Consider the following 22,359-nt stretch of genomic DNA (forward strand, 5'->3'; position numbering starts at 1 on the left):
CAGAATTCTTATTTTTGCGTCAATGGATAAGGAACTGAACGATACGAAAGATTTTTTGCAGAATATAAGCGATTATATTCATGTTTTTGTGAAGCAGAACTCACCGGATAGCGGTGTTCTTTTCTTTCAGATTTTAATTAAATTCCTGTTCTTTATCGGTCTAATTTACCTGGTCGATTTTCTCATCAGGTTGCTTATTAATACCGTCTTCAAACTATTTTTTGACAAAGAGAAATATCCGGTATTAAAGTCGGTTTATGCAGCGAAGATCACGAATTCTATTTCCCATTTGCTGGCTCTTTTAGTTGGAAGTTTTGCAGTAGAGTCCTTCTTCTATCGCCATCCAAAAAGCTATGACTTTCTGGAACGCATGATCGGTTTATTATTGGTGATCGTAGTGGCGAAAATGCTTATGCGGGGCTTAACTGCCACCAGGAATTATTTTGTCATCAAAAAAGATTACTATAAAATTATTGCCTTAAACGCTGTTTCACAAACGTTGAAGATATTTGGGATGTTCATCGCCTCAGTCGTTGCGATCAGCGTGCTATTTGGCATAAGCGGTTCTGCGATTGTTGGAAGTCTTGGAGCAATTACCGCCGTTTTAGTTTTGGTTTTCCGGGACACGATTCTCGGTTTTGTGACAGGAATTCACGTCGCTACTTCCAAAAATTTAAAAGTGGGTGACTGGATCGGTATTCCGAAATATAATCTGGAGGGAACGATTGTAGATCTCAATCTTTTAACAACGAAAATTCAGAATTTTGATAAAACAATGTCCACCATTCCGACTTATGATTTTCTGACGACCGAGATCAAAAATATTCAGGTGATGTCGGAAAGTAATACCCGAAGAATTAAACGTTCCATCATCTTTAACATCAATTCTTTTAAGTTTTTGAATTTAGAAGATGTAGACCGATTATCTAAGTTTAATTTGATCAAAGACTATATCATTGACAAAAAGAACCAGATTATTGAAGAAAGATCGAAAATTGAAAATTCAGATTTGGTGATCAACGGACGACAGTTAACCAATATTGGTGTTTTCCGTGAATACGCGCACAATTATCTTAAAAATAGTGAGCATATCGATCAGGAAGGAACTTTGATGGTGAGACAGTTAGAAAACACACCACACGGAATGCCCTTGGAAATCTATTGTTTTACAAATGATTCTGAGTGGGAAAAATTTGAAGTAATTATGGCAGATATTTTTGATCACCTTTTGGTTGCCTCCAAAGAATTTGATCTGGAAATCATGCAGTTCAATAAAATGTAAAATAATGACAAAACTTAGCGTTAATATCAATAAAATTGCAACCATTAGAAATGCCCGTGGCGGAGATACTCCGAGTGTCACGGAAGCCGCAATAAAATTGCAGGAATTTGGAGCCCAGGGAATCACTATTCATCCACGACCGGATCAAAGACATATCACCAGAAAAGATGTTTATGATTTAAAGCCGATTGTTCACACCGAATTCAATATTGAGGGAAATCCACACCGAGCTTTTATAGATATGGTTTTAGAAGTAAAGCCCGAGCAGGTTACGCTTGTTCCCGATGGTGAAGATGCTATTACATCGAACGCTGGCTGGAATTGTGAATATAATCTAGAATTTTTAAAACTGGTGATTGCTGAATTTAAAGCTGCGGGAATCAGAACTTCTATTTTCTTAGACCCAAATCCAGAAATGGTGAAGTATGCTAAGGAAACTGGCGCTGACAGAATTGAATTATACACGGAAGCTTACGCAACCAATTATCCTAAAAATAAAGAACAAGCAATTAAACCTTACATTGAAACTGCTTTAGAAGCTGAGAAATATGGATTGGGAGTTAACGCCGGACACGATTTAAGTTTAGAAAATTTAAAATATTTTTCCGACAATATTCCAAATCTGTTAGAAGTTTCCATTGGTCACGCTTTGATTTCCGAAGCATTGTACATGGGACTTGAAAACACGGTTCAAGCTTATTTGAAGAGATTGGCAAAGTGGTAGGATCTGATTTGATAGAGGTTTTCTTCTGTTTCTAATTAAGTGTGATGCGCAAATTTCCGGACAACTTTTTAGGATTGATCTTCCTTTTATTACTTGTGAATTGTCAGGTGAATAAAGTTTTGTTGCCAACAAAAAATGCAATCGATAAAAGAGAATTTAAGTGGGAAGAAGGAAAGGATTTGATTGAATTAAAAGTCGCTGGCGAAAATTTGCAACCTTATTATTTTAAAAATAAGGATACTTTACAACACGATTTCACTATTAAAAGTTATTATTTTAAAACGGAAAGCGGCAGGAAAATTAACGGTTGGTTATTAAAGTCAAAAACTGAAGTTCCCAAAATTTCAGTATTTGCACTTCACGGAAACTCAGGAAATCTTAATTCACAATACCGTCGCTTTATAGAATTGACGAAATATGGATTTCAAATATTTCTTTTCGATTATCCTGGATTTGGATATTCTGAAGGGAAAAGTACCAGAGCAAATGCCGTTGTAGATTCCTATTCAGTATTTGATTTCTTTAAAAATTTAGATGAAATTAAAAACACACCAAAAGTAATTTACGGACAATCGATCGGTGGAAATTTTTCAATTCCTGTTGCAACACGAAATCAAGATGATATTGAAGGGTTAGTTTTAGAAGGAACATTTATCAGTTTTAATGCGATTGCAAATCGAAAAGTGCCGCTTTTAGGAGGTTTAGTGATCAAGGAGAATGATGATAACCGTTTGAATTTAAAAAACTTTAAAAAACCTGTTTTAATTATTCACAGCAAAGAAGACAAGTTAATTCCTTTAGAAATGGGAAGACAGTTGTATGAAAATGCAAATGAACCCAAAGAATTCTTTGAGATCGATCGACCACATATCAGTGGGATTTCTTATTATGGCAAAGAGATTTCTGAAAAAATTCATCAAATGATTAAGTAAGGAATCATTAAATTTGAAAAATAAAATACGTTAGCAATTTATGGATATTCTACACTCAAAAATTTACGGAGAAGACCAACCTAGGCTTCCACTTTTGGTATTCCACGGATTATTTGGAATGCTTGATAATTGGGGAAGTTTTGGTAAAGAAATGGGCGAGTTTTTTCCGGTGCATTTAATTGATTTAAGAAATCATGGCAAGAGTTTTCATTCACCCGAAATGTCGCATGACGATTTAGCTCACGATATTTTACACTATATGGAGTTTCACAAATTAGAGAAAATTAACTTGTTAGGGCATTCTTTAGGTGGAAAAGCAGTGATGCAGTTCGCTATAAAATATCCGATAAAAGTAGAGAAGTTAATTGTAGTTGATATTTCACCAAAAGCATATCCACCACATCACCAAGGAATTATAAAAGCTTTAGAGACGGTTGATTTCGAAAAAGAAACGACCAGACAAGACGTAGAAGAAGTTTTACATCAATATATTCCAGAAAAATCGGTAGTTCAATTTCTAGCAAAAAACCTTTATTGGACCGACGATAAAAAATTGAGCTGGAGATTTAATCTCAAAACGCTGTCTGAAAAATATACCGAATTCGTTTCCAATGCAATCAAATATGGCGTGTATTCGGGAGAAACTTTATTTATATCAGGTGAAAAATCGAATTATATTTTACCGCAAGATGAATTTCAGATTAAACAGCAATTTCCTAATTCTTCGGTTGTGACCATAAAAAATGCTGGACATTGGGTACAAGCCGAAAATCCGACCGACTTTAATGAGGTTGTAAAAGATTTTCTTTCAGAACATAGGGTATAATACTGGTTTTTCTCAAATACTCAAATGCTCAAATACTCAAAATTTCAATAACTCAAAGTCTAGAATCTAATGTCTATCAATCTACAATCTACAATATGGTATTAGTCACAGGTGCTACCGGAATCCTCGGCAGAGTCATCGCTTTAGAATTGCTAAAGCGTGGGAAATCCGTGCGTGCCACCAAAAGATCATCCAGTAATATTGATGAGGTTCGAAAATCATTTCATTTCTATACCGATCAACCTGATGATTTTTTTAATAAAATTGAATGGGTTGATGTTGATTTCGCAGATATCAATTCTCTTCAGAATGTCTTGAATGGAGTTATCGAAGTGTATCACTGCGCAGGAAAAGTGAGTTTTCATCCAGATGATCGCCGAACGATGTATCACACCAATATCGAAGGAACCCGATGGTTGCTTTTTGCTTGTGAAGATTCATCGGTAACGAAATTCTGTTTTGTAAGTTCAACGGCGGTTTTAGATGGTGTTGATGAAAACGGTGAAGTGACCGAAGATTCTAATTATAATTCGAAACTTGCTCATTCTTCTTATGCCAAATCCAAACACTTTTCCGAGATGGAAGTTTGGCGCGCATCTGCAGAAGGTCTCAATACGGTCATCATCAATCCGGGCGTCATTGTCGGCAGCGGAAATTGGCAGTCGAGTAGCGGTGAAATGTTTGATGCATTTTCAAAATATCCTTACGCGATGAGTGGAAGTACTGCTTATATAGACGTGAGAGATGTATCTGAAATTGCAATTTCATTAATGGAAAAAAATATTTTCGGAGAGCGATTCATCCTCATTTCTGAATCCAAGAAGATAGTAGAAGTGGCCAATTTTGTGCGTGAGAGATTAGGAAAATCAAAAGCAAAGATCCTGTCAAAAGATATTTTAACTGCAGGTTACGTGTCGAATAAACTATTTGGGTGGCTGTTTCCGCAACTTCGGATAATGAGTAAAGTCAACCTAGAAACCGTAACTTCACACCAGATCATTTCCAATAAAAAGATTAAGGAAGAGCTTGACTATCAATTTATTCCTGTTTTTGAAAGTATCGATTTCCATTTGAAAAATTTTATTTCAGCTAAAAAATAACTATGAATGTTGCAGAATTTTTAAATATAAATACGGCTAAGTTTCCTACGAAGCCCGCAATCGGTTTTAAGAAAAAAGAAAAGTGGACAGAAATTAACTGGACCGATTTTCGACGTTTGGTTTTTAAAACTGCCAATGCACTTAGAGCAGCTGGGATTTCTGAGCATGATAAAGTGGCGATTTACTCGGATAATTCAGCAGAGTGGATTACCACAGATTTAGCGATTTTATCCTTAGGTGCCGTCACAGTTCCAATTTACTCTACGAATAATGAAGAACAGGCCGAATATATTCTTAACGAATCTGAGTGTAAAATCATACTCGTCGGAAATCAGGAGCAGTACGATGCGGCTTTCAATATTTTAAATAAAAGCAACATTCTACAACAAATTATAGTTGCAAAAAAATCGATCTGGATCAAGAAAGAAAACAGTCATTATCTGGAAGATTTTATTAAAAAATCAGAGGAAGATTTCGATATTATTTCCAAAGAAGATGACGAGTTAGCCACGATTATCTACACTTCCGGGACGACTGGCGTTCCCAAAGGAGTCATGTTAACCCACGGAAATTTTCATAAATCAGTGGAAGCCCATTTTGAATTTTTTAAATTTAAAAACTTCGAACAGGAAACATCACTGGCTTTTTTACCTTTAACTCATATTTTTGAACGTTCTTGGACTTTGCTCGCTTTGTATGGCGGTTCTAAAGTTTATTTTTTAGAAAATACAAAGTTAATTGCCAGCGCTCTAGCCGAGATCAAGCCAACTATTATGTGTGCTGTACCGAGGTTTTATCAGAAGATTTACGCCAGTGTTAATGAAATGGCTGCGAATAGTTCGCCTGCCAAAAAGAAAATTTTCACTTGGGCGTTAGCCACCGGAACTGAAGTTGCAGAGTTGCGGAGATCAGATGAAAATATTCCTTTCTCCTTAGGTTTAAAAAATAAAATTGCCGGCATCATGGTCTTCAATAAGATCAAGAAGAAAATGGGGGGAAAACTTTGGTTTATGCCTTGTGGCGGCGCTTCGGTTTCGGGAGAAGTGACTCAGTTTTTTGAAGCAATGGGCATTCACATCACGGTTGGTTATGGTTTGACAGAAACTACGGCAACTTTAACTTGCTTTCCTTTTCATCATTTTAAGCATGGTTCAGCGGGTATTCCGTTAGGTGATACTCAAATTAAAATTGGCGAGAATGACGAAATTCTGGCCAAAGGAAGTTCCATTATGAAAGGGTATTACAAGAAACCGCAAGAAACTGCGGAAGTTTTCACGGAAGATGGTTGGTTCAAAACCGGTGACGCTGGAAAATTTGACGACGCGGGAAATTTAATTATTACCGATCGGATTAAGGATTTGATGAAGACATCCAACGGAAAATATATTGCACCACAACCGATAGAAAATCTGCTTTCCAACAATAATTATATCAATCAGGCGATGATTGTCGCGGAAGGTAAACCGTTTGTAACTGCTCTAATTATTCCAAATTTTGATGCGTTGCAAGAACAAATTGCTAAAATGAATATTCCATTCACGACTTGGCAGGAGATTGTGGATTTAGATAAAGTAAAAGAATTTTACCGTGAAAAAATGGAGGAGATTCAGAAAGGATTTTCTGGTTTTGAAAAGGTCAAAAAGTTCGTTTTAATGCCTGCAGAATTTGAAGTCGGAAGTGGAGAAATTACGCCGACTTTAAAAGTAAAAAGAAATGTGGTCCTTCAAAAATATGCAGCAATTGTAGATAAAATGTATAATTCTTAAAAAATACATTTCGAAAATAAATGTATTTCATTAAAGTAAATCAGATAGAAAATATGAACGAATTTTCAGGAGATCAAAACTTCAAAATCTCTAATCAGAAAGTGACAGAATCTTGTCCATCAAATATTGCCCTAATTAAATATTGGGGGAAATATGAAAATCAGATTCCAGCCAATCCTAGTATTAGTTATACTTTAAATCTGTGTAAAACGAATACAGAACTGGAGTTTCTGGCAGAGGAGCAGTTTTCTGTTCAGACGTTTTTAGCTGGCAAAGAAGAAGTGAAGTTTGCTGAAAAAATCGAGAAATATTTTAAAACGATCGAACAATATTTACCCTGGATCTTAAAAGGGAAATACATCATTAAAACTGAAAATACTTTTCCACATAGTTCGGGTATTGCAAGTTCAGCCTCAGGATTTGGCGCGATTGCAAAATGTCTGATGAATTTAGATCAATCATTTTCAGGTCAGACTGATGAAAGCTTTTCTTTAAAAAAGGCCAGTTTTTTGGCTCGTTTAGGAAGCGGAAGCGCATGCAGGAGTTTGTATGATGGACTCGTAGTTTGGGGACAAACTGTAGAAGTTTCCGGAAGTTCTGATCTGTTTGCAGTTCGCTATCCGAATGAAGAAGTTCATGACGTATTCAGAAGTTTCAACGACTGGGTTTTACTAATTCACGAAGGTGAGAAATCCGTCAGTTCTACCGTTGGTCATGGTTTGATGAATACCAATCCGTATGCAGAAAGAAGATTTCAAGAAGCTCATGAAAATTTTACAAGTATAAAAACCATCCTCAAAGAAGGCGACATGAACGCTTTCATAAAGTTGGTTGAACATGAAGCTTTAACCTTACATGCCATGATGATGATGAGTGAACCAGCCTTTATTTTGATGCAAGCTGGAACATTAGCGGTCATCAATAAGATCTGGGAATTTAGAAAAGAAACCAATCTTCCTCTGTTCTTTACGTTAGATGCTGGCGCAAACGTTCATTTGCTTTTCCCGAGCAATAAAGATGAAGATAAGATCAGCGAATTCATCATCAAAGAATTGGTGCAACATACTCAGAATAATGGAGTTGTTAAAGACGTGATGAGATTTTAAAAATCGATAAAAAGTATAAATATTTATTTTTAGTGGTTATTCTATTTCTTTTTTTTACAAAAGAAATTACGGTTTTAATGTGGTGAAAAGCAGGACAATTTAATGGAATAAATGAATCTGATTACAATTGTTTCGAATTACAAAATAAAAAAAATCACTTCTTCAGGGAGGTGATTTTTATGTAACAACGGTCTTCTAAACTACCCAACCCAAAGTTTATAAATGTTGATTAAAAAGAACATTCGATAACTTTTTGGCATTTTTTACAGATTCCCTTTACCACAAACTTTGTGGTAACAAAAATATTTAAAATTTGAAGATTGAATTTACTTTTTTACTGAAAGTCGGCTCATCATATGCAAAATAAATACAACGATTATTCCGACGATTGCTGCTGACATTGAAAGCACGAATGTAGAATTTTCTTCTGCCAAAAATCCTAAAGGCCATTCGATAACATAAAGATTGATACCGATAAATATTACGAAAAGTGCTAAGAATATTTTATAAAAGAGTTGCATTTTTTTAATAATTAAAATTTAACATACTGAGAGAAAAGTTGAGCGAAGTTCGCTGTAAACAACTTAATTGAAATTGCAAGAAGAATAATTCCGAAAACTTTTTGTAAAACCTGAAGTGTTCCGTCACCTAATTTTTGCTCCAGCCAATTCGCTGATTTCAGGACCAAATATACGAAAATTGTGTTGATCACAATTCCGACAATGATATTAATATCATGATATTCCGCACGTAAAGAAAGCGTTGTAGTCAATGTTCCAGCACCCGCAATTAAAGGAAATGCAATCGGTACAATTGAAGCGGATTTGGATTCTGTATTCTTTTGAATTTCAATGCCAAGAATCATCTCTAAAGCGATGATAAAGATCACAAATGCACCTGCAATTGCAAATGAATTCACATCTACGCCGATCAATTTTAGAATTTTATTTCCAATAAAAAGAAAAGCGATCATTAAAATTCCAGCAACGATGGCGGCACGTTCGGCTTCGATCTTACCAAATTTCTTTTTTAAGCCAACGATAATTGGTACTGATCCGATAATATCGATTACAGCGAAGAGAATCATGGAGGCGGTAAGGGTTTCTTTTATTGAGAAAAATTCAAACATTTCTTGGAATTATTAATTTCGCAAAAATATGAAAAATAAGTCATTATTTGTTAATTTCTGAATATAAGATGTGAATCGTTTTGTACAGGTCATCCATCTGCTCTTCAACATGAATTGGAGCGAATTTTTCAATCTGAATTTGCTCCGAAAGTGATCGGTATCGTTCCGAAATTTGCTGTCCCTGAGTTTTTTCTAGAATCGTTCTGAATTCTGAATCGTCTTTTGCGCCGTGATATTCTTTGGTCTCTCTGTTGAGCTCATCATATGCCTCAAAGAACTTTGTAAATTCTTTATTATCTTTTAAGATTTTTAAATATTCAATACTCTCTTCAATGTGATTGCTTAAATTTTGTCGAATTAATTCTTCGGTTTCAGCAATGGTGCTGATTGGTTTTATAACAACATGAGGTTTCAATTTTCTTTTCTCTCGCTTTCTTAAAACAATTAAAAACAGAGAACCAAAAATGGTCAACAAACCGAAATTACCAACCACCACTTTCCAGTTAATTCTATTTTTATCTTTAACGATCAGATTTTGAGTTTGTAAAACAGGTGTGTTTACCGTTTCCAAAACCGTGTTGGTGTATTCATTTACTTTTTGCAAAGTGGTTTTAGCATCTGCAATTTGTAATGGTGTTTTTACATTAATTAATAATTCTTTCGCACCTAAGTCCGTGTATTTTTTGCTTTCTGGATCAAAGTAAGAGAAGTCTTCAAATTTGATAGAGACTGGTCCTGATTTTTTTGGAACCACAATATATTCAGCGGTGATAGCACCGGTGAGTCCGTTCTTTTTAGCTGATGATTCAGTGGTGATTTTTGGCTGGTAGAAAATATAATCCTGTGAATTTTGAATTTTAGGTAAATGCACACTTCCCAGATTTCCTGAGCCGGTCAGTTTTAAAACAATATTTAAGGGTTGATCAATTTCAGGAATATCTTCATTTCGTAGACTCAATAGATCAAGAGCAAATTTACCAACCGCATTTTTGAAATGGGAAGGCATTCCGACCGGTAATTTCTTCACATTCAACTTCACTTTGTTTGATGAAATTTTATTTGATTTTGAAGAACTGGCAAACGAAGCAGAAATGGGATTGATTTCAACCGTACCTGTTTCTGAAGGGAAAATCATAAACACGCCGATAATTTGAGAAGCCATTCCAGAATTAGATTCTATTTCGGATTTTGCAAAACTTACCGCTTTTATGTTCGCATTGCGTTGGTTCGGAAAATGAACTTTTCCTACTTTTCTAAAATTATCGTAATCACGGCTGTAAGCGCGCAGGATTGCAATCGTCGGTTCATTTTTATACACCACTTTATCCTGAACTTCTAAATTCAGATATAAGTCATTTTTGTCGGAGTTATCGGCAACAGAAGAAGCTCTTTCTGAATCACGAACATTAATATCGAATGGTTCGGTTTTATAAATTTTCCCATTCACGGTAACCAGTGCTGATCCAATTTTCACTTTTCCTGACTGCTTTGGAGCTAGCACGCACTGATAGACAAGTTGATTGATGACGTCTCCTTTTTTAGCATCTAAAACGATGGTGTTTCTCTCGGAAGCGGTACCAATAATATCAAACTTGGAGAAATCCGGCATTTGTAAAGGAGTTTGCTGTTCCATATTTTCACCACTGATTTCTAAAAGCACCGTTAAAGTAAATCGCTGATTAACCTTTTGATCTTTCACATCAGAAATCGCCAAAGTGACCTGACCGTAAGTGAATACAGCAGACATTAGAAATAATATGTAGGAAAAATGTTGTTTCATTACCAATCCTTTTCGTTGCTTTCTGGCAGCGAATAGGAGTTTTTGTTTAGAATCCGTTTCGCGGTTTCCCGTTCTTTGTTTCCGACCCGATTCAGAATGGCGTCTTCTAAATCCTTGGGCATTTTATTAGCGTCTGGTTTTTTATTTTCATTAGGATCTTTTCCATCACCATCACCTTTATTTTTCTGACCGGTTCCAGCTTCTTGCTTTGGCTGATCTCCTTTATCCTGGCCTTTATTTTTGTCCTTATTCTCGTCGCCGTCACCGCCGCCAGAATCGTTTTTTTGTTTTTTCTGTTCTTCTTTTTCCTTTTCTTTCAACATGGCGATCTCATAATTCTTACGAATGCTTTCATTGTATGGATCTTGTTTAAGTGCTTGTTTGTAAAGTTCTGCCGCTTTTTTAGAATTTTCCTGCTGCATGTACGTATTGCCCAAGTTATAAAGGGCAGCACTTTTGTCGGGAAGGTTGGCAGAAAGTTTTTCGGCTTTTTCGAATTCTGCTTTCGCTTCATCGAACATTTTTCTTTTGTAAAGGGAATTACCAAGATTATAGTGGGCCATAAACTCTTTGTCGTTGAGTTGTACGGCCTCCGTGTATTTAGAAGAGGAGGTTTCGTAATTTTCTTTATCGAATTGCTGGTTTCCTTTGTAAACTAAAGTGTTATAGTTTTCCTGCGCAGAAAAAAAGGTAAATCCAGCCGCTAAAAAAAATGCCGCAAAAAATAATTTTAAATTCATCACTGCAAAAATATTCCTTTATATGTTAAAGTCTATGGATGATATTGTTAAATTTGGGTTAAAGTCGGCCGAATGCGTTGGTTTTGAATCAAATATTAAAATCCCGCTTCGGATTTAATAAAAATATCAGCATAAATAAGAAGATGGAAACTCCCAGAAAATATTGATAATAGTGAATGGCGTTGTTTGATTTTACCATACTTTCACTGGAGCTTGCACTTTTTCGCAATCCATCAATAGTCTGAGTCGTCGCATTCTCCAGATTATTGCCGTCAACATAACTTCCTGTGGTTTGATCTGCAATATTTTTTAAGGCTAAATTTTCTCTTTTTGAAATAACGGTTTGGCCGTTCATGTCGGTTTTATAACCCATTAATTGACCAAATACATATTCGGGAATAGGTGCGCCTTCTTCAGATCCAATACCGACTGTAACTACTGAAATTCCTTCTTTAGCGGCTAATTTAGCAGCTGGTTTTTCATTCCCTTCATTATCTTCGCCATCACTTAATAAAACAACTTGTCGGGCACCTTTCGGAATGTTCTTAAATTTATCTACAACCGTTTGCATCGCTCTTAAATAATCAGTTCCCTGAATCTTCACAATACTGGTTTCTACGCCGCCAAGATAAGTTTCTACAGTCTGAAAATCAGTTGTCAAAGGCATAATAGAACGTGCTTCTCCAGCAAAAACTACGATTCCGACTTTATCGTTTTTCATTTTGCCCATCGTGTTGATGATGATGTTTTTCGCTTCATCTAAACGGTTGGGTTCTACGTCTTGCGCATTCATTGAATTAGAAACATCCAGTAAAAAAATCACGTTGTTCATTTTCTGCTTGGATTTTACTTCTTCAGAACCACTCAGTAAATCCACAATGGAAAGCACTAAAAATAGGGTCGCCAATAAATAAAGGATCGGCATCACTTTCGAAAAACCTGATTTCTTTTCGAATAATTCCTCTTGAAATCTGGCTTCGGCAAAAATACTTTTACGCTGGTTTTTCCATTTGAGGTAAGCAACCATGATGATTCCCAGTAGCGGCAAAAGCAGCAACAGAAGTAAATACCAGTTATTTCCTAAAGTCCAGTTCATTGATATGATTTACGTGATCATTAATTTATTTAAGTTTTCGAAAGACAAAATATCTGAGGTTCTAGCCCCGATCGCAGTGAAAATCCTCTTTTTTTGCAGTCGGATTACAAAGGCAAAAAAGAGATTGTAACGAAGAGCGGGACCGCTCTTGAAAGAAGATAAAATGGTGTTGCTTCTAAAACTGTTCATTCCTTTTTTAACTTAAAAATTTATAGAAAACCCAACGCAGCAGCGCATCAAAAAACAGGGCGCCTAAGGCAATCCACAAAAAGTTTCTGAAATATTCTTGATAATTATAGAGTTTGGTCGATTTCAATTCGGTCTTTTCGAGTTGGTTGATTTCGTCATAAACGTTTTCTAAACCTTGATTGGTGGTAGCACGGAAGTATTTTCCACCCGTAGTTTGTGCAATCTCGCGAAGAACCGGTTCATCGATTTGAACTTCAGCTTCCGTAAAAACGAGATCTCCTGCGTAATCAACGGCGGTCGGCATAAGTGCGTAACCGTTGGTCCCAATTCCTATGGTGTATACTTTAATTCCACTGCTGCGTGCCAGTTCGGCACCGACTTGTGTAGGCATTGCATTCGCGATGGTGTTAACGCCGTCGGTCATTAAAATGATGATTTTTGATTTCGCTTTGCTGTTCACAAGATGGGCAACGGCGACGGAAAGTCCTTCTCCAATTGCGGTTCCTTGAATCAGCTCCATGGTGTTCAAGTTCTCTAGTTCATCAATTACAACGGCGTGATCTGAAGTGACGGGAACTTTTGTAAATGCCTCACCGGCGTAAGTCACCAAACCAATTCGGTCACCAGGACGGCTGTTGACAAACTTTTTGGCGATAGTTTGCAACGCCGTTAAACGGTCTGGCTCCAAATCTTTTGCGAGCATACTTAGCGAAACATCTACGGAAAGCATAATGTCGATTCCTTTGCTGTCATCCTGATCTTGCGAAATGGTAAACGTGCGCGGTCTGGCCATCGCGATAATTAAGCAGGAAAGAATAATATATTTTGAAATTTTCAGCAGGAATAAAACAAACAAAATAGATTTGTTCGCTTCCATATTCTGAGTGGAAGGAACAGTGATTCCAGAACGCTTTTTCTTGCTTACATCACGAATGATCAGCGGGATGAAAACCGCAAACAGCAGTAAGAACCACGGGCTGTACAATTCGAAATTTAAAAAATCTAAGCTCATCATTTACACTCCAGTTCTTAAGTGTTCTATTTCCAGATCTTTGGAAGAACGTTTTACGAAAGTTTTCATTTGATCAAAATCATCCTGCATATTTTGCTGATCAGGAAATACTTTTGCGAATTTTACCAAATCACCTCTTAAAAAGATGTCTTCAATAATTTTTTCATTATCGGGAGAAATGGTATTGTTAAGTTTAATGATATCAATTAAATCATCGGTCAATAGGACATCTGCCGGAATTTTATATTGTTTGGTAATGAAATTACGGGTAATGTCTAATAACTCCACATAGAATGATCGGTAATTTCCGTCCTCGATGTAATTTTTCTTTTTAAGTTTTTCAAGTTCTCTTAAAGTTTGATTCGTCATCACGATCGGATCAGATTTTTTCCGTTTTCCGTATTTAATGAGTTGATAGATGATGAATATTAAAGCCAGCAGAATTAAGACGCCTAAAATATACCATTTGTACATTTGCCAGTAATCCTGAACACCAAGATCGACCTGTTTATTTTTCATGATATCATTGATCTCATCGCCTTTTTGAGCGGTATTGATAACTTCAATATCGTAAGGAATCGTTTTAACAAGTTTGCCGTTAATTCTAAAATCCAGAGCTGGAATGGTGAATTTTCCTTCTTCGAAAACAGCGAACTCAATGATGCGATCGTACGAATCCATTTGTTTGCTGATGCTGTCTTTTATTTCCTCAAAGTGAAAAGGAAGTAATTCATTTTTTGGTGCAGACAGAACATCTTTTGCCTGAAGATCTGAAATGTGAATCTGCAAAATGCCTGGTTCACCCAAAGCCAAAGTCTGTTTGTCGAGTTTTGAACTTAAGGTTTGCGAAAATACAAATGCACTTAGGAGTAGAAATAATATGAGTTGTAGTCTTTTCAAAATTTATCTTTTTCTAAAATATTGATACAAAAATTTAGAATAATCTTCGCCTGTATTAATATTGATAAAACTGGCCGAAGAACTTTCGAAATCTTCGGTTACTTGTTTTACTTTTTGCTTTTGTTGTTCTGCAAATTGGTAACGCCATCTTGCATTACTTGTATTTGCCCAAATTTGTTTTCCGGTTTCTGCGTCTGTAAAAAGCGCATATCCAACATCTGGGATTTCATTGTCTTTCTGATCAAACACTCTTAGACCTAATAACTGATGCTTTCTGGCCGCGATTCTCACCATTTTTAATTCATAAGCATCTTCGAAATCGGAGAACATAAAAATCAGTGATTTCTTTTTGAAAACAGTCATCATGTATTCTAAAGCTTTATCAATCTTCGCTTCTGCGGCAACATAGTCGGCTGATAAAATGGTGCTGATAATTGCCAAAATATGTTTTCTTCCTTTTTGAGGTGGAATTACTTTATAAACTTTGTCGGCAAATAAAATTAAACCTACTTTATCATTATTTCCCGCGGCAGAAAAACCTAAACTCGCAGCAATCTCAGCGACATATTCCCGCTTTAACTGACTTTGAGTTCCGTAGTCCATTGACGCAGAAATATCAACCAAAAGCATCATGGTTAGTTCCCGTTCTTCTTCCATCACTTTTACAAATGGTTCGCGGAAGCGGGCGGTTTTATTCCAGTCGATGCGTCGGATCTCATCACCAAACTGGTAAGGACGAACTTCGGAAAAAGTCATTCCCTGACCTTTAAATGCGCTGTGATATTGACCCATCAAAGTTGCTTCAGACTTTTTCTTAGTCCGAATCTCAATTTGTTTTACTTTTTTGATGATGTCTTTGATCTGCACGGTAGAATTCTGGATTTTTAGATTTTAGATTTTGAATTTTAAAAATGTATTTGCATCATTTAAAATTTAAAATCTTCAATTGATTTATTTTAAGGCGCTTGAATTTTACCCAAGATTTTGTCAATAATATCATCAGAGGTTATTTCTTCTGCTTCTGCTTCGAAACTTAAACCGATACGGTGACGTAAAACATCTTTTGCAATTTCTTTCACATCTTCTGGAATCACGAAAGCACGATTTTTCAAGAAAGCCATGGCTCGTGCAGCAATCGATAAGTTAATAGAAGCTCTTGGTGAAGCACCAAAACTGATGTAATTCTTCAAGTCGGTAAGTCCATATTTCTCTGGGAATCGGCTTGCAAAAACCATGTCCAAAATATATTTTTCGATTTTCTCGTCCAGATAAATCTGGTTAATTAATTTCTTAGCTTCAGTGATATTTTCTAAACTAATTACCTGACGAATTTCAGGAGAATGTCCGCTCGCTACCATGTTCATGATTTTTCTTTCATCTTCAAAATCAGGATAAGTGATGGTACACTTCAACATAAAACGGTCACTTTGTGCTTCTGGTAATAGATAAGTTCCTTCCTGATCAATCGGGTTTTGCGTTGCCAATACCAAAAATGGTTTAGGAAGCGGCATTGTTTCATCGCCAATAGTTACCTGCTTTTCCTGCATCGCCTCCAATAAAGCCGACTGTACTTTTGATGGTGCACGGTTGATCTCATCAGCCAAAACAAAATTAGCGAAAATAGGTCCTCTCTTGATGGAGAAATCATTGTCTTTAAGACTGTAAATCATTGTTCCCACCACATCTGCCGGAAGCAAATCTGGGGTAAATTGAATTCGGGAGAAATCACCGTGAACAGCATCTGACAAAGTTTTGATGGCTAAAGTCTTTGCCAAACCAGGAACACCTTCCAAAAGAACGTGACCATTTCCCAGAAGACCGATTAATAAACGGTCTACCATGTATTCTTGTCCGATAATTGCTTTGTTGATTTCCTGTTTTAAGAGTGTGAAAAAGTAATTCTGTTCTCTTACCTTTTCTGTTAGTTGTCTAATATCTTCTGCTTGATTGAGTTCTGACATATTGTTTGTAGAATTTAAAGTGTAAATTTCCAATAAATATGGACACCAATCAACACAATTAATGCCAACGATGAGTTAAAGTTTGTTAAACCTTACTGCTTCTGACTTGCTTTAAAGTGTACTGCGTTTTTTACGACCAAATAAATAGTAGAAATGGTAGTTGAAAAATTACATTTGAATAGGAGATTTTTCAAATGAAAGCGATAATCGTTATTGATGAAAATGAGGTAAATTCTTGTCATTTTCAGTTAATTAACCTATTTTTGGACCTTAAAATAATGGCAAAATGAATTATCATTTTCAGGCACATCGACAAGTTCGCAGAAATATTTTAGAAATCTTGCAAAATACTTCCACTAAAGATTTATTGTTGATTCCAGATGGATTCAATAATAATATTTACTGGAATATTGCACATTGTGTAGCAACGCAGCAATTATTGCATTATTACTTGAGCGGAAATCCTTTTCGGATCGATCAGTACTGGATTGAAACCTACAAAAAAGGAACGCTTCCGAATCTGAATGTACAGCAATCGGAGATTGATGATTTGGCTTTTCTGCTCACCGAAACTTCCAAGGTTTTAATGAAAGATTATGATGATGATTTCTTTCCTGATTATACTTCTTACACCACCAGTTTTGGTTTGGACCTGAAGAATATTCAAGACGCGATTATTTTTAATAATATGCATGAAAGCACTCACTTAGGTTACGCAATGGCTCAGAAAAGAGCAATTCTGGGCGAACAATTTTAAATAGAAACATTCCGATTGCGAGGTTAGGAAATAAAATAAAACCTGGTACACTTAATTTTTAAAGAACTTATGAAAGACGATTTTATATTTGGATTACGACCGGTAATAGAAGCAATTGAAGCCGGAAAAACGGTTGATAAAGTATTTTTGCAAAACGGTTTACAAGGAGACATTTATTATGAATTAAAAGATCTTCTGGCGAAATACAAAATCAGACCCAATTTTGTTCCTGTTGAAAAACTGAATCGTTTTACCAGAAAAAATCACCAAGGTGTGGTTGCTTTTATTTCAGACGTTCCTTTTCATTCTATTGAAAACATCTTACCCGAGCTTTTCGAAGCTGGGAAAACACCTTTTCTTCTAATTTTAGACCGATTGACAGATGTTAGGAATTTTGGAGCCATTTGCAGAACTGCAGAATGTGCCGGCGTTGATGCTGTTATTATTCCAGAGAAAGGTGGAGCGCCAATGAATTCTGACGCCATAAAAACATCTGCTGGAGCGATGTACAATATCATCATTTGTAAGGAAAAAAATCTTGGTCATACGGTTGATTTTCTGCAACAATCCGGCGTTCAGGTTTTTTCAGCAACTGAGAAAGCGCAGAAATTATATTACGATGTTGATTTTACACAACCTTGTGCCATCGTGATGGGAAATGAAGAAACTGGTATTTCTAAGGAAGTTCTGCATCATTCAGATGAAAAAATAAAACTTCCAATGGAAGGCAAGACTCAATCCTTAAATGTTTCGGTTGCTTGTGGTGCTATCCTTTTTGAAGCAACTCGTCAACGTTTGAAAATTTAATATTACGATCGATTTACAATTAACTTTTTATACCGTTCCTATTTGAAAAGAATTTTTATCTTTAATAAAAAATAGAAACGGTATGCAAAAAAGTACCCTGGTAAAAACTGAAGTTCGCAGCTACGTCCAAGAAATTATTGCGCAAAAAATTCATAAACTCGAAAATTTCATGGAGTTTACTTTGGAGGCAAGTCGGGAGGTGAAGAAGACTTCTAAATACGATTCCATTCGCGAAGAGATGCAGGAAGAGATTTATCAAATGCAAAAGCAGCTGGCTGCCTTAAAGGATCTAAAAAGAAATTTATCTAAAATCATTGATAAAGACTCGGACCGAATTCAAGTGGGTTCGATTGTATTCACTAATAAAGCTCGGTTTTATATTTCTGTTTCCTTAGGCGAATTTTTCTTTGAAGGAGATCGGTTTTATGCGATTTCTGAAGAAAGTCCGATGGCGAAAATCATGTTTGGCAAACAGGTCGGTGATTCTTTTACGCTCAATAATATCAGTCAGGTGATTGAACAGGTCTGGTAAACTTTAATTTAAATTATAAAATGGAAAAAGCAGAAGTATTAAAAAATATCATAGAAACGAGAAGAAGTACATTTCCGAAGTCGTATTCGACCGAGGAAGTTAAAGAAGAGATTCTAACTGAAATTTTAAATTCTGCTACTTTCGCACCCAATCATAAGCGCACAAAGCCTTGGCGGTTAAAAGTCTTTCGTGACGAAGAAAAAAAGCAATTAGGAGAAAAATTAGCTGATATTTATAAACAGACGACCAATCCTCAGTCCTTTCTGGAAAAGAAATATGCGGACATTTCTGACAAAGTATCGAAGTCAAACGTCATCATTACTATTGGTGTAAACTTCAGTGGTTTGCTACCAGAATGGGAAGAAATTGCAGCCACGGCAATGGCTGTTCAAAATATGTATCTCACTGCGACAGCTCATGAAATCGGCTGTTATTGGAGCACGCCTGGAATGATCAATCATTTGAATGAATTTCTAGATTTAGATGAAAATCAAAAATGTATCGGCTTGTTTTATTTAGGAAAAGTTTAGTTTAACTGTAACAATAAATCATAAGTGCACACTTATATTTAAACAATTAACTAAAAATAATACAATATGGAAACCTACGGTTATAATAATCCTGAATCATCGCAAAACCAAAATTTCAATCGCAATCAAGGGAATTATCGATCTGAAAAAAAATTAGCAGCAGGAATTTTAGCTATTTTATTAGGAGGTTTAGGAATCCATAAGTTTTATCTTGGATATATTCAGGAAGGAATCATTCAGATAGTTATCACTTTTGCCAGTTGCGGGATTTTACATTTCCTTGGAATAGTTGAAGGAGTTATTTACTTAACAATGCCCGACGAACAATTCGACCGAACCTATGTTCAGAATAAGAAAGGTTGGTTTTAAAATAAAAAAAGAGTTTCTAAATTTAGAAACTCTTTTTTGTATGTATTCTTTGTTTAATTATTTAATAATATCGCTGCTTCTTTTGCGGCATACGTGAAAATCATATCTGCGCCAGCTCTTTTGATGCATGTTAAACTCTCGATGATCGCTTTGTCATTGTCTAACCAGCCATTTTGAGCCGCCGCCTTTAGCATCGCATATTCGCCACTCACATTAAAAACTGCGATTGGTAAATCAATGATGTCGCGAACTTTAGCAACGATATCCAGATAGGGCATTCCCGGTTTGATCATAATAATATCTGCTCCTTCTGCAACATCTTTCAAAACTTCATCAATTGCTTCTCGTGAATTATGAAAATCCATCTGATAGGTCTTTTTATCCTTTGGAATTTCCTGATTATCTACAGGCGCTGAATCCAGCGCGCTTCTAAATGGTCCGTAAAAAGAACTTGCGTATTTGGCTGCGTAACTCAATATTCCAACATCAGTGAAACTGCTTTCTTCTAATCCAGTTCTGATTGCGGCAACTCGCCCGTCCATCATATCACTTGGCGCAACGATATCTGCCCCAGCTTCTGCCAGTGAAACCGACATTTTTACTAATGAATCGTTGGTGGCATCGTTATCTATTTGTCCGTTGGTGATAATTCCATCGTGACCGTACATCGAGTAGGGATCCAAAGCAACATCCGGCATGATGATCATTTCTGGAACGGCATCTTTAATTGCTTTAATGGTATTTTGCATTAAGCCGTTTTGATTCCATGATTCTTTTCCGGTATTATCTTTCAAGTTTTCAGAAACTTTCATGTACAAATTCACTGCTTTTACGCCAAGTGAAAATAATTCCTGGCATTCCTTTACAGTAAGATCAAGTGTCCTTCTATAGATTCCCGGCATCGAGGAGATCGCTTCCTGAGTGTTGGTGCCTTCCATTACGAAAATAGGCATTACAAAATCACTGGTCGTAAGAGTAGTTTCTTGCACAAGAGCTCTGATAGCCGCGTTTGTTCTTAGTCTTCTGTTTCTTGAATAGATGATCATTTTTTGGAATGGTATTTGATTTATCGCTTGCAAATTTAATTATAGTTTTGCGAAAAAACTATTGTATTTCAAATAGAATTTCTTACTTTTGTTAAGATATAGTTTAAAATAAAATCATTATAGGTGAAAAAATTACTACTTTTTGTAATCTTAATCGGCAGTTTAACAGCTTTTTCGGAAAAAGTTTCCGCACAATCGGCTGACAGAGTTTCGATGATTACAAACCAAAAATCAGAAGATCCGGTGTTGGTTGCATATCCGAATCCTGCCCGTGATTTTATTATGGTAAAATCAAAAGATCCTTCTTTAAGAATTAAGTCTGTTACGTTTTATTCCATTTTAGGAATGCAGGTTGCAGAATATCAGATTAATAAGAATTCTGAAGAAATTCGTTTAGACAAACTTAGACCAGGTAAATATCTGATGAGATATGTTTTAAGCGACAACACTCAGAAAGTCACGCAAATAGTAAAACAGTAAATATTTAATCCTTGAAATCCTTTCGAGGATTTTTTTTGTCTGCTTTTTTGCTATTTAGAATTAATATAGATTGAGATTAAATTTCGTAATTTTGCACCTATGGAAGCACGCGAAAAAATAGTAATTATTGGAGGTGGTTTTGCCGGTTTACAGTTAGCTAAATCCCTTAACAATAAAAGAAAAAAGGTGATGGTCATTGACAAGGTGAATCACCATATGTTTCAACCACTTTTTTATCAGGTTGCTTGTGGTAGGATTGAGCCCAGTAATATTTCTTTCCCTTTTAGAAAAATTTTCCAGCGGTCGCGAAATGTGCAGTTCAGATTGACCGAAGTTCATAAAATTATTCCCTCAGAAAACAAAATTATTACCGAAGAAGCAGAGTTTACTTATGATAAATTAGTGATCGCCTCGGGTTGTAAAACCAATTTCTTTGGAAATACTAAAATGGAGCATCTCACTTTTGGGATGAAAAACACCCAGGAAGCAATCGCCATTAGAAATCACGTCCTGTTAACTTTTGAGAAATTAATTATCGAAAGAAAACGCAGCGACGACGGTAATTGGAATATTGTAATTGTGGGAAGTGGGCCGACCGGCGTGGAGTTGGCGGGAGCTTTTGCCGAAATGAAGAAAGATATTCTACCCCGCGATTATCCTCACATGAATTTTGAAGATCTAAAGATCATTTTAATAAGTTCTACCGAAATGCCTTTGGCTGTGATGAGCGACGAAGCCCAAGAAAAATCTGACCAATATTTAGAAGAATTAGGAGTCGATTTTATGCGCGGTGAAATGGTGACGGATTACGACGGTGACAAAGTTTACATGAAAAGTGGGAAATCAATTCCATCAAATAACGTGATTTGGGCGGCAGGTGTTACCGGCAATATTGTTGATGGATTAGATCCAGAGATCATTCTTAGAAATAGATTTAAAACCGACCGTTATAATCGAATTCTTGGCTACGATAATATTTTCGCCATTGGAGATATCGCTTATATGGAAACTCCTAAATATCCTACCGGGCATCCACAGGTTGCGAATGTCGCTATCAATCAAGGTAAGAATGTAGGACGAAATTTCCTGAAAAAATCTGAAAAAGACTGGACGGAATACGAATACAATGACCAAGGAAGCTTAGCAACGATAGGGAAACACAGAGCAGTAGTCGATTTGCCTAATTTTAAATTTCAGGGATTATTTGCGTGGTACTTTTGGATGTTTTTACACTTAATGTTAATTTTGAGTGTTCGAAATAAATTAGCCATTTTCTTCAACTGGATGTGGAGCTA

The 22,359-nt window shown here is 36.0% G+C and carries 24 protein-coding genes; 14 read left to right on the top strand and 10 right to left on the bottom strand.

Annotated elements, in window-relative coordinates; all coding sequences use genetic code 11:
• Positions 1–22 precede the first annotated feature (22 nt).
• The 7 genes from ACEYOS_RS04840 (at position 23) to ACEYOS_RS04870 (ending at position 7,736) form a co-directional block, all read left to right on the top strand.
• Positions 23–1,282, top strand: a complete 1,260-nt coding sequence (locus tag ACEYOS_RS04840; protein WP_373707863.1) for a mechanosensitive ion channel family protein — start codon at positions 23–25, stop codon at positions 1,280–1,282.
• Positions 1,283–1,286: 4 nt separating this feature from the next.
• Positions 1,287–2,006: a pyridoxine 5'-phosphate synthase gene (locus ACEYOS_RS04845; RefSeq protein ID WP_373707862.1), complete on the top strand. Its 720-nt coding sequence runs from the start codon at positions 1,287–1,289 to the stop codon at positions 2,004–2,006.
• Positions 2,007–2,050: 44 nt separating this feature from the next.
• Positions 2,051–2,938 (top strand): alpha/beta hydrolase, encoded by an 888-nt coding sequence (locus ACEYOS_RS04850; protein ID WP_373707861.1) that lies wholly within the window; start codon positions 2,051–2,053, stop codon positions 2,936–2,938.
• A 40-nt stretch (positions 2,939–2,978) separates the two neighbouring features.
• On the top strand, positions 2,979–3,764 hold the full coding sequence (locus ACEYOS_RS04855; protein ID WP_373707860.1) for an alpha/beta fold hydrolase: 786 nt from the start codon (positions 2,979–2,981) through the stop codon (positions 3,762–3,764).
• Positions 3,765–3,859: 95 nt separating this feature from the next.
• Positions 3,860–4,864 (top strand): NAD-dependent epimerase/dehydratase family protein, encoded by a 1,005-nt coding sequence (locus ACEYOS_RS04860; protein ID WP_373707859.1) that lies wholly within the window; start codon positions 3,860–3,862, stop codon positions 4,862–4,864.
• 2 nt (positions 4,865–4,866) lie between these two features.
• Entirely contained in the window at positions 4,867–6,630 is a 1,764-nt protein-coding gene (locus ACEYOS_RS04865; protein WP_373707858.1) for a long-chain fatty acid--CoA ligase, read from the top strand.
• A gap of 53 nt (positions 6,631–6,683) precedes the next feature.
• Positions 6,684–7,736 carry a diphosphomevalonate/mevalonate 3,5-bisphosphate decarboxylase family protein gene (locus ACEYOS_RS04870; RefSeq protein ID WP_373707857.1) on the top strand — a complete coding sequence of 351 codons (1,053 nt, stop codon included), beginning with the start codon at positions 6,684–6,686 and terminating at the stop codon, positions 7,734–7,736.
• Positions 7,737–8,062: 326 nt separating this feature from the next.
• Here ACEYOS_RS04870 and ACEYOS_RS04875 read toward each other — a convergent pair whose 3' ends face one another.
• The 9 genes from ACEYOS_RS04875 to ACEYOS_RS04915 all read right to left on the bottom strand — a co-directional run bounded on the left by ACEYOS_RS04875 (position 8,063) and on the right by ACEYOS_RS04915 (position 16,543).
• A complete protein-coding gene (locus ACEYOS_RS04875; RefSeq protein WP_373707856.1) occupies positions 8,063–8,257 on the bottom strand; it encodes a hypothetical protein in 195 nt (64 codons plus the stop codon).
• Positions 8,258–8,268: 11 nt separating this feature from the next.
• Positions 8,269–8,865, bottom strand: a complete 597-nt coding sequence (locus ACEYOS_RS04880) for a MarC family protein (RefSeq protein WP_373707855.1) — start codon at positions 8,863–8,865, stop codon at positions 8,269–8,271.
• Between the two features lie 43 nt (positions 8,866–8,908).
• Positions 8,909–10,645: a BatD family protein gene (locus tag ACEYOS_RS04885; protein ID WP_373707854.1), complete on the bottom strand. Its 1,737-nt coding sequence runs from the start codon at positions 10,643–10,645 to the stop codon at positions 8,909–8,911.
• Positions 10,645–11,385, bottom strand: a complete 741-nt coding sequence (locus ACEYOS_RS04890; RefSeq protein ID WP_373707853.1) for a tetratricopeptide repeat protein — start codon at positions 11,383–11,385, stop codon at positions 10,645–10,647. The genes ACEYOS_RS04885 and ACEYOS_RS04890 overlap by 1 nt, the downstream gene beginning before the upstream one ends.
• A gap of 88 nt (positions 11,386–11,473) precedes the next feature.
• Complete coding sequence (locus ACEYOS_RS04895) at positions 11,474–12,481, bottom strand: VWA domain-containing protein (RefSeq protein WP_373707852.1); 1,008 nt, start codon at positions 12,479–12,481, stop codon at positions 11,474–11,476.
• Positions 12,482–12,677: 196 nt separating this feature from the next.
• Positions 12,678–13,685 carry a VWA domain-containing protein gene (locus ACEYOS_RS04900; RefSeq protein WP_373707851.1) on the bottom strand — a complete coding sequence of 336 codons (1,008 nt, stop codon included), beginning with the start codon at positions 13,683–13,685 and terminating at the stop codon, positions 12,678–12,680.
• Positions 13,686–14,585, bottom strand: coding sequence for a BatD family protein (locus ACEYOS_RS04905; RefSeq protein WP_373707880.1), 900 nt, complete (start codon positions 14,583–14,585; stop codon positions 13,686–13,688).
• Complete coding sequence (locus ACEYOS_RS04910; RefSeq protein WP_373707850.1) at positions 14,586–15,449, bottom strand: DUF58 domain-containing protein; 864 nt, start codon at positions 15,447–15,449, stop codon at positions 14,586–14,588.
• A gap of 89 nt (positions 15,450–15,538) precedes the next feature.
• A complete protein-coding gene (locus tag ACEYOS_RS04915) occupies positions 15,539–16,543 on the bottom strand; it encodes an AAA family ATPase (RefSeq protein WP_373707849.1) in 1,005 nt (334 codons plus the stop codon).
• Between the two features lie 286 nt (positions 16,544–16,829).
• Between ACEYOS_RS04915 and ACEYOS_RS04920 the strand changes: the two genes are divergently transcribed.
• The 5 genes from ACEYOS_RS04920 to ACEYOS_RS04940 all read left to right on the top strand — a co-directional run bounded on the left by ACEYOS_RS04920 (position 16,830) and on the right by ACEYOS_RS04940 (position 19,538).
• Positions 16,830–17,300, top strand: coding sequence for a DinB family protein (locus ACEYOS_RS04920; protein WP_373707848.1), 471 nt, complete (start codon positions 16,830–16,832; stop codon positions 17,298–17,300).
• Between the two features lie 69 nt (positions 17,301–17,369).
• Positions 17,370–18,107, top strand: a complete 738-nt coding sequence (gene rlmB, locus ACEYOS_RS04925) for a 23S rRNA (guanosine(2251)-2'-O)-methyltransferase RlmB (RefSeq protein WP_373707847.1) — start codon at positions 17,370–17,372, stop codon at positions 18,105–18,107.
• Positions 18,108–18,189: 82 nt separating this feature from the next.
• Positions 18,190–18,639 (top strand): hypothetical protein, encoded by a 450-nt coding sequence (locus ACEYOS_RS04930; RefSeq protein WP_373707846.1) that lies wholly within the window; start codon positions 18,190–18,192, stop codon positions 18,637–18,639.
• Positions 18,640–18,659: 20 nt separating this feature from the next.
• Entirely contained in the window at positions 18,660–19,169 is a 510-nt protein-coding gene (locus ACEYOS_RS04935; RefSeq protein WP_373707845.1) for a nitroreductase, read from the top strand.
• A gap of 66 nt (positions 19,170–19,235) precedes the next feature.
• Positions 19,236–19,538: a TM2 domain-containing protein gene (locus tag ACEYOS_RS04940; protein ID WP_373707844.1), complete on the top strand. Its 303-nt coding sequence runs from the start codon at positions 19,236–19,238 to the stop codon at positions 19,536–19,538.
• A 53-nt stretch (positions 19,539–19,591) separates the two neighbouring features.
• On the opposite strand, the gene hemB is transcribed toward ACEYOS_RS04940, so the two are convergent.
• Complete coding sequence (hemB, locus tag ACEYOS_RS04945) at positions 19,592–20,584, bottom strand: porphobilinogen synthase (RefSeq protein ID WP_373707843.1); 993 nt, start codon at positions 20,582–20,584, stop codon at positions 19,592–19,594.
• Between the two features lie 123 nt (positions 20,585–20,707).
• On the opposite strand from hemB, the gene ACEYOS_RS04950 reads away from it, so the two are divergent.
• The gene (locus tag ACEYOS_RS04950) at positions 20,708–21,064 is read left to right on the top strand and encodes a T9SS type A sorting domain-containing protein (RefSeq protein ID WP_373707842.1); all 357 of its coding nucleotides are present in this window, start codon (positions 20,708–20,710) and stop codon (positions 21,062–21,064) included.
• A gap of 99 nt (positions 21,065–21,163) precedes the next feature.
• Positions 21,164–22,359, top strand: a 1,196-nt coding sequence (locus ACEYOS_RS04955) for an NAD(P)/FAD-dependent oxidoreductase (protein WP_373797529.1), incomplete at its 3' end; no start/stop codon positions are given.

Source organism: Kaistella sp., assembly GCF_041824135.1.
GTDB lineage: Bacteria > Bacteroidota > Bacteroidia > Flavobacteriales > Weeksellaceae > Kaistella.

What these genes read in the sequence shown, in the direction of transcription:
- ACEYOS_RS04865 (WP_373707858.1), top strand. Translation starts at nt 4,867, where the DNA reads ATGAATGTTGCAGAATTTTTAAATATAAATACGGCTAAGTTTCCTACG.
- ACEYOS_RS04940 (WP_373707844.1), top strand. Translation starts at nt 19,236, where the DNA reads ATGGAAACCTACGGTTATAATAATCCTGAATCATCGCAAAACCAAAAT.
- ACEYOS_RS04885 (WP_373707854.1), bottom strand. Translation starts at nt 10,645, where the DNA reads ATGAAACAACATTTTTCCTACATATTATTTCTAATGTCTGCTGTATTC.
- ACEYOS_RS04900 (WP_373707851.1), bottom strand. Translation starts at nt 13,685, where the DNA reads ATGATGAGCTTAGATTTTTTAAATTTCGAATTGTACAGCCCGTGGTTC.
- ACEYOS_RS04840 (WP_373707863.1), top strand. Translation starts at nt 23, where the DNA reads ATGGATAAGGAACTGAACGATACGAAAGATTTTTTGCAGAATATAAGC.
- ACEYOS_RS04880 (WP_373707855.1), bottom strand. Translation starts at nt 8,865, where the DNA reads ATGTTTGAATTTTTCTCAATAAAAGAAACCCTTACCGCCTCCATGATT.
- hemB (WP_373707843.1), bottom strand. Translation starts at nt 20,584, where the DNA reads ATGATCATCTATTCAAGAAACAGAAGACTAAGAACAAACGCGGCTATC.
- ACEYOS_RS04850 (WP_373707861.1), top strand. Translation starts at nt 2,051, where the DNA reads ATGCGCAAATTTCCGGACAACTTTTTAGGATTGATCTTCCTTTTATTA.
- ACEYOS_RS04855 (WP_373707860.1), top strand. Translation starts at nt 2,979, where the DNA reads ATGGATATTCTACACTCAAAAATTTACGGAGAAGACCAACCTAGGCTT.
- rlmB (WP_373707847.1), top strand. Translation starts at nt 17,370, where the DNA reads ATGAAAGACGATTTTATATTTGGATTACGACCGGTAATAGAAGCAATT.
- ACEYOS_RS04930 (WP_373707846.1), top strand. Translation starts at nt 18,190, where the DNA reads ATGCAAAAAAGTACCCTGGTAAAAACTGAAGTTCGCAGCTACGTCCAA.
- ACEYOS_RS04915 (WP_373707849.1), bottom strand. Translation starts at nt 16,543, where the DNA reads ATGTCAGAACTCAATCAAGCAGAAGATATTAGACAACTAACAGAAAAG.
- ACEYOS_RS04875 (WP_373707856.1), bottom strand. Translation starts at nt 8,257, where the DNA reads ATGCAACTCTTTTATAAAATATTCTTAGCACTTTTCGTAATATTTATC.
- ACEYOS_RS04895 (WP_373707852.1), bottom strand. Translation starts at nt 12,481, where the DNA reads ATGAACTGGACTTTAGGAAATAACTGGTATTTACTTCTGTTGCTGCTT.
- ACEYOS_RS04935 (WP_373707845.1), top strand. Translation starts at nt 18,660, where the DNA reads ATGGAAAAAGCAGAAGTATTAAAAAATATCATAGAAACGAGAAGAAGT.
- ACEYOS_RS04860 (WP_373707859.1), top strand. Translation starts at nt 3,860, where the DNA reads ATGGTATTAGTCACAGGTGCTACCGGAATCCTCGGCAGAGTCATCGCT.
- ACEYOS_RS04890 (WP_373707853.1), bottom strand. Translation starts at nt 11,385, where the DNA reads ATGAATTTAAAATTATTTTTTGCGGCATTTTTTTTAGCGGCTGGATTT.
- ACEYOS_RS04920 (WP_373707848.1), top strand. Translation starts at nt 16,830, where the DNA reads ATGAATTATCATTTTCAGGCACATCGACAAGTTCGCAGAAATATTTTA.
- ACEYOS_RS04870 (WP_373707857.1), top strand. Translation starts at nt 6,684, where the DNA reads ATGAACGAATTTTCAGGAGATCAAAACTTCAAAATCTCTAATCAGAAA.
- ACEYOS_RS04845 (WP_373707862.1), top strand. Translation starts at nt 1,287, where the DNA reads ATGACAAAACTTAGCGTTAATATCAATAAAATTGCAACCATTAGAAAT.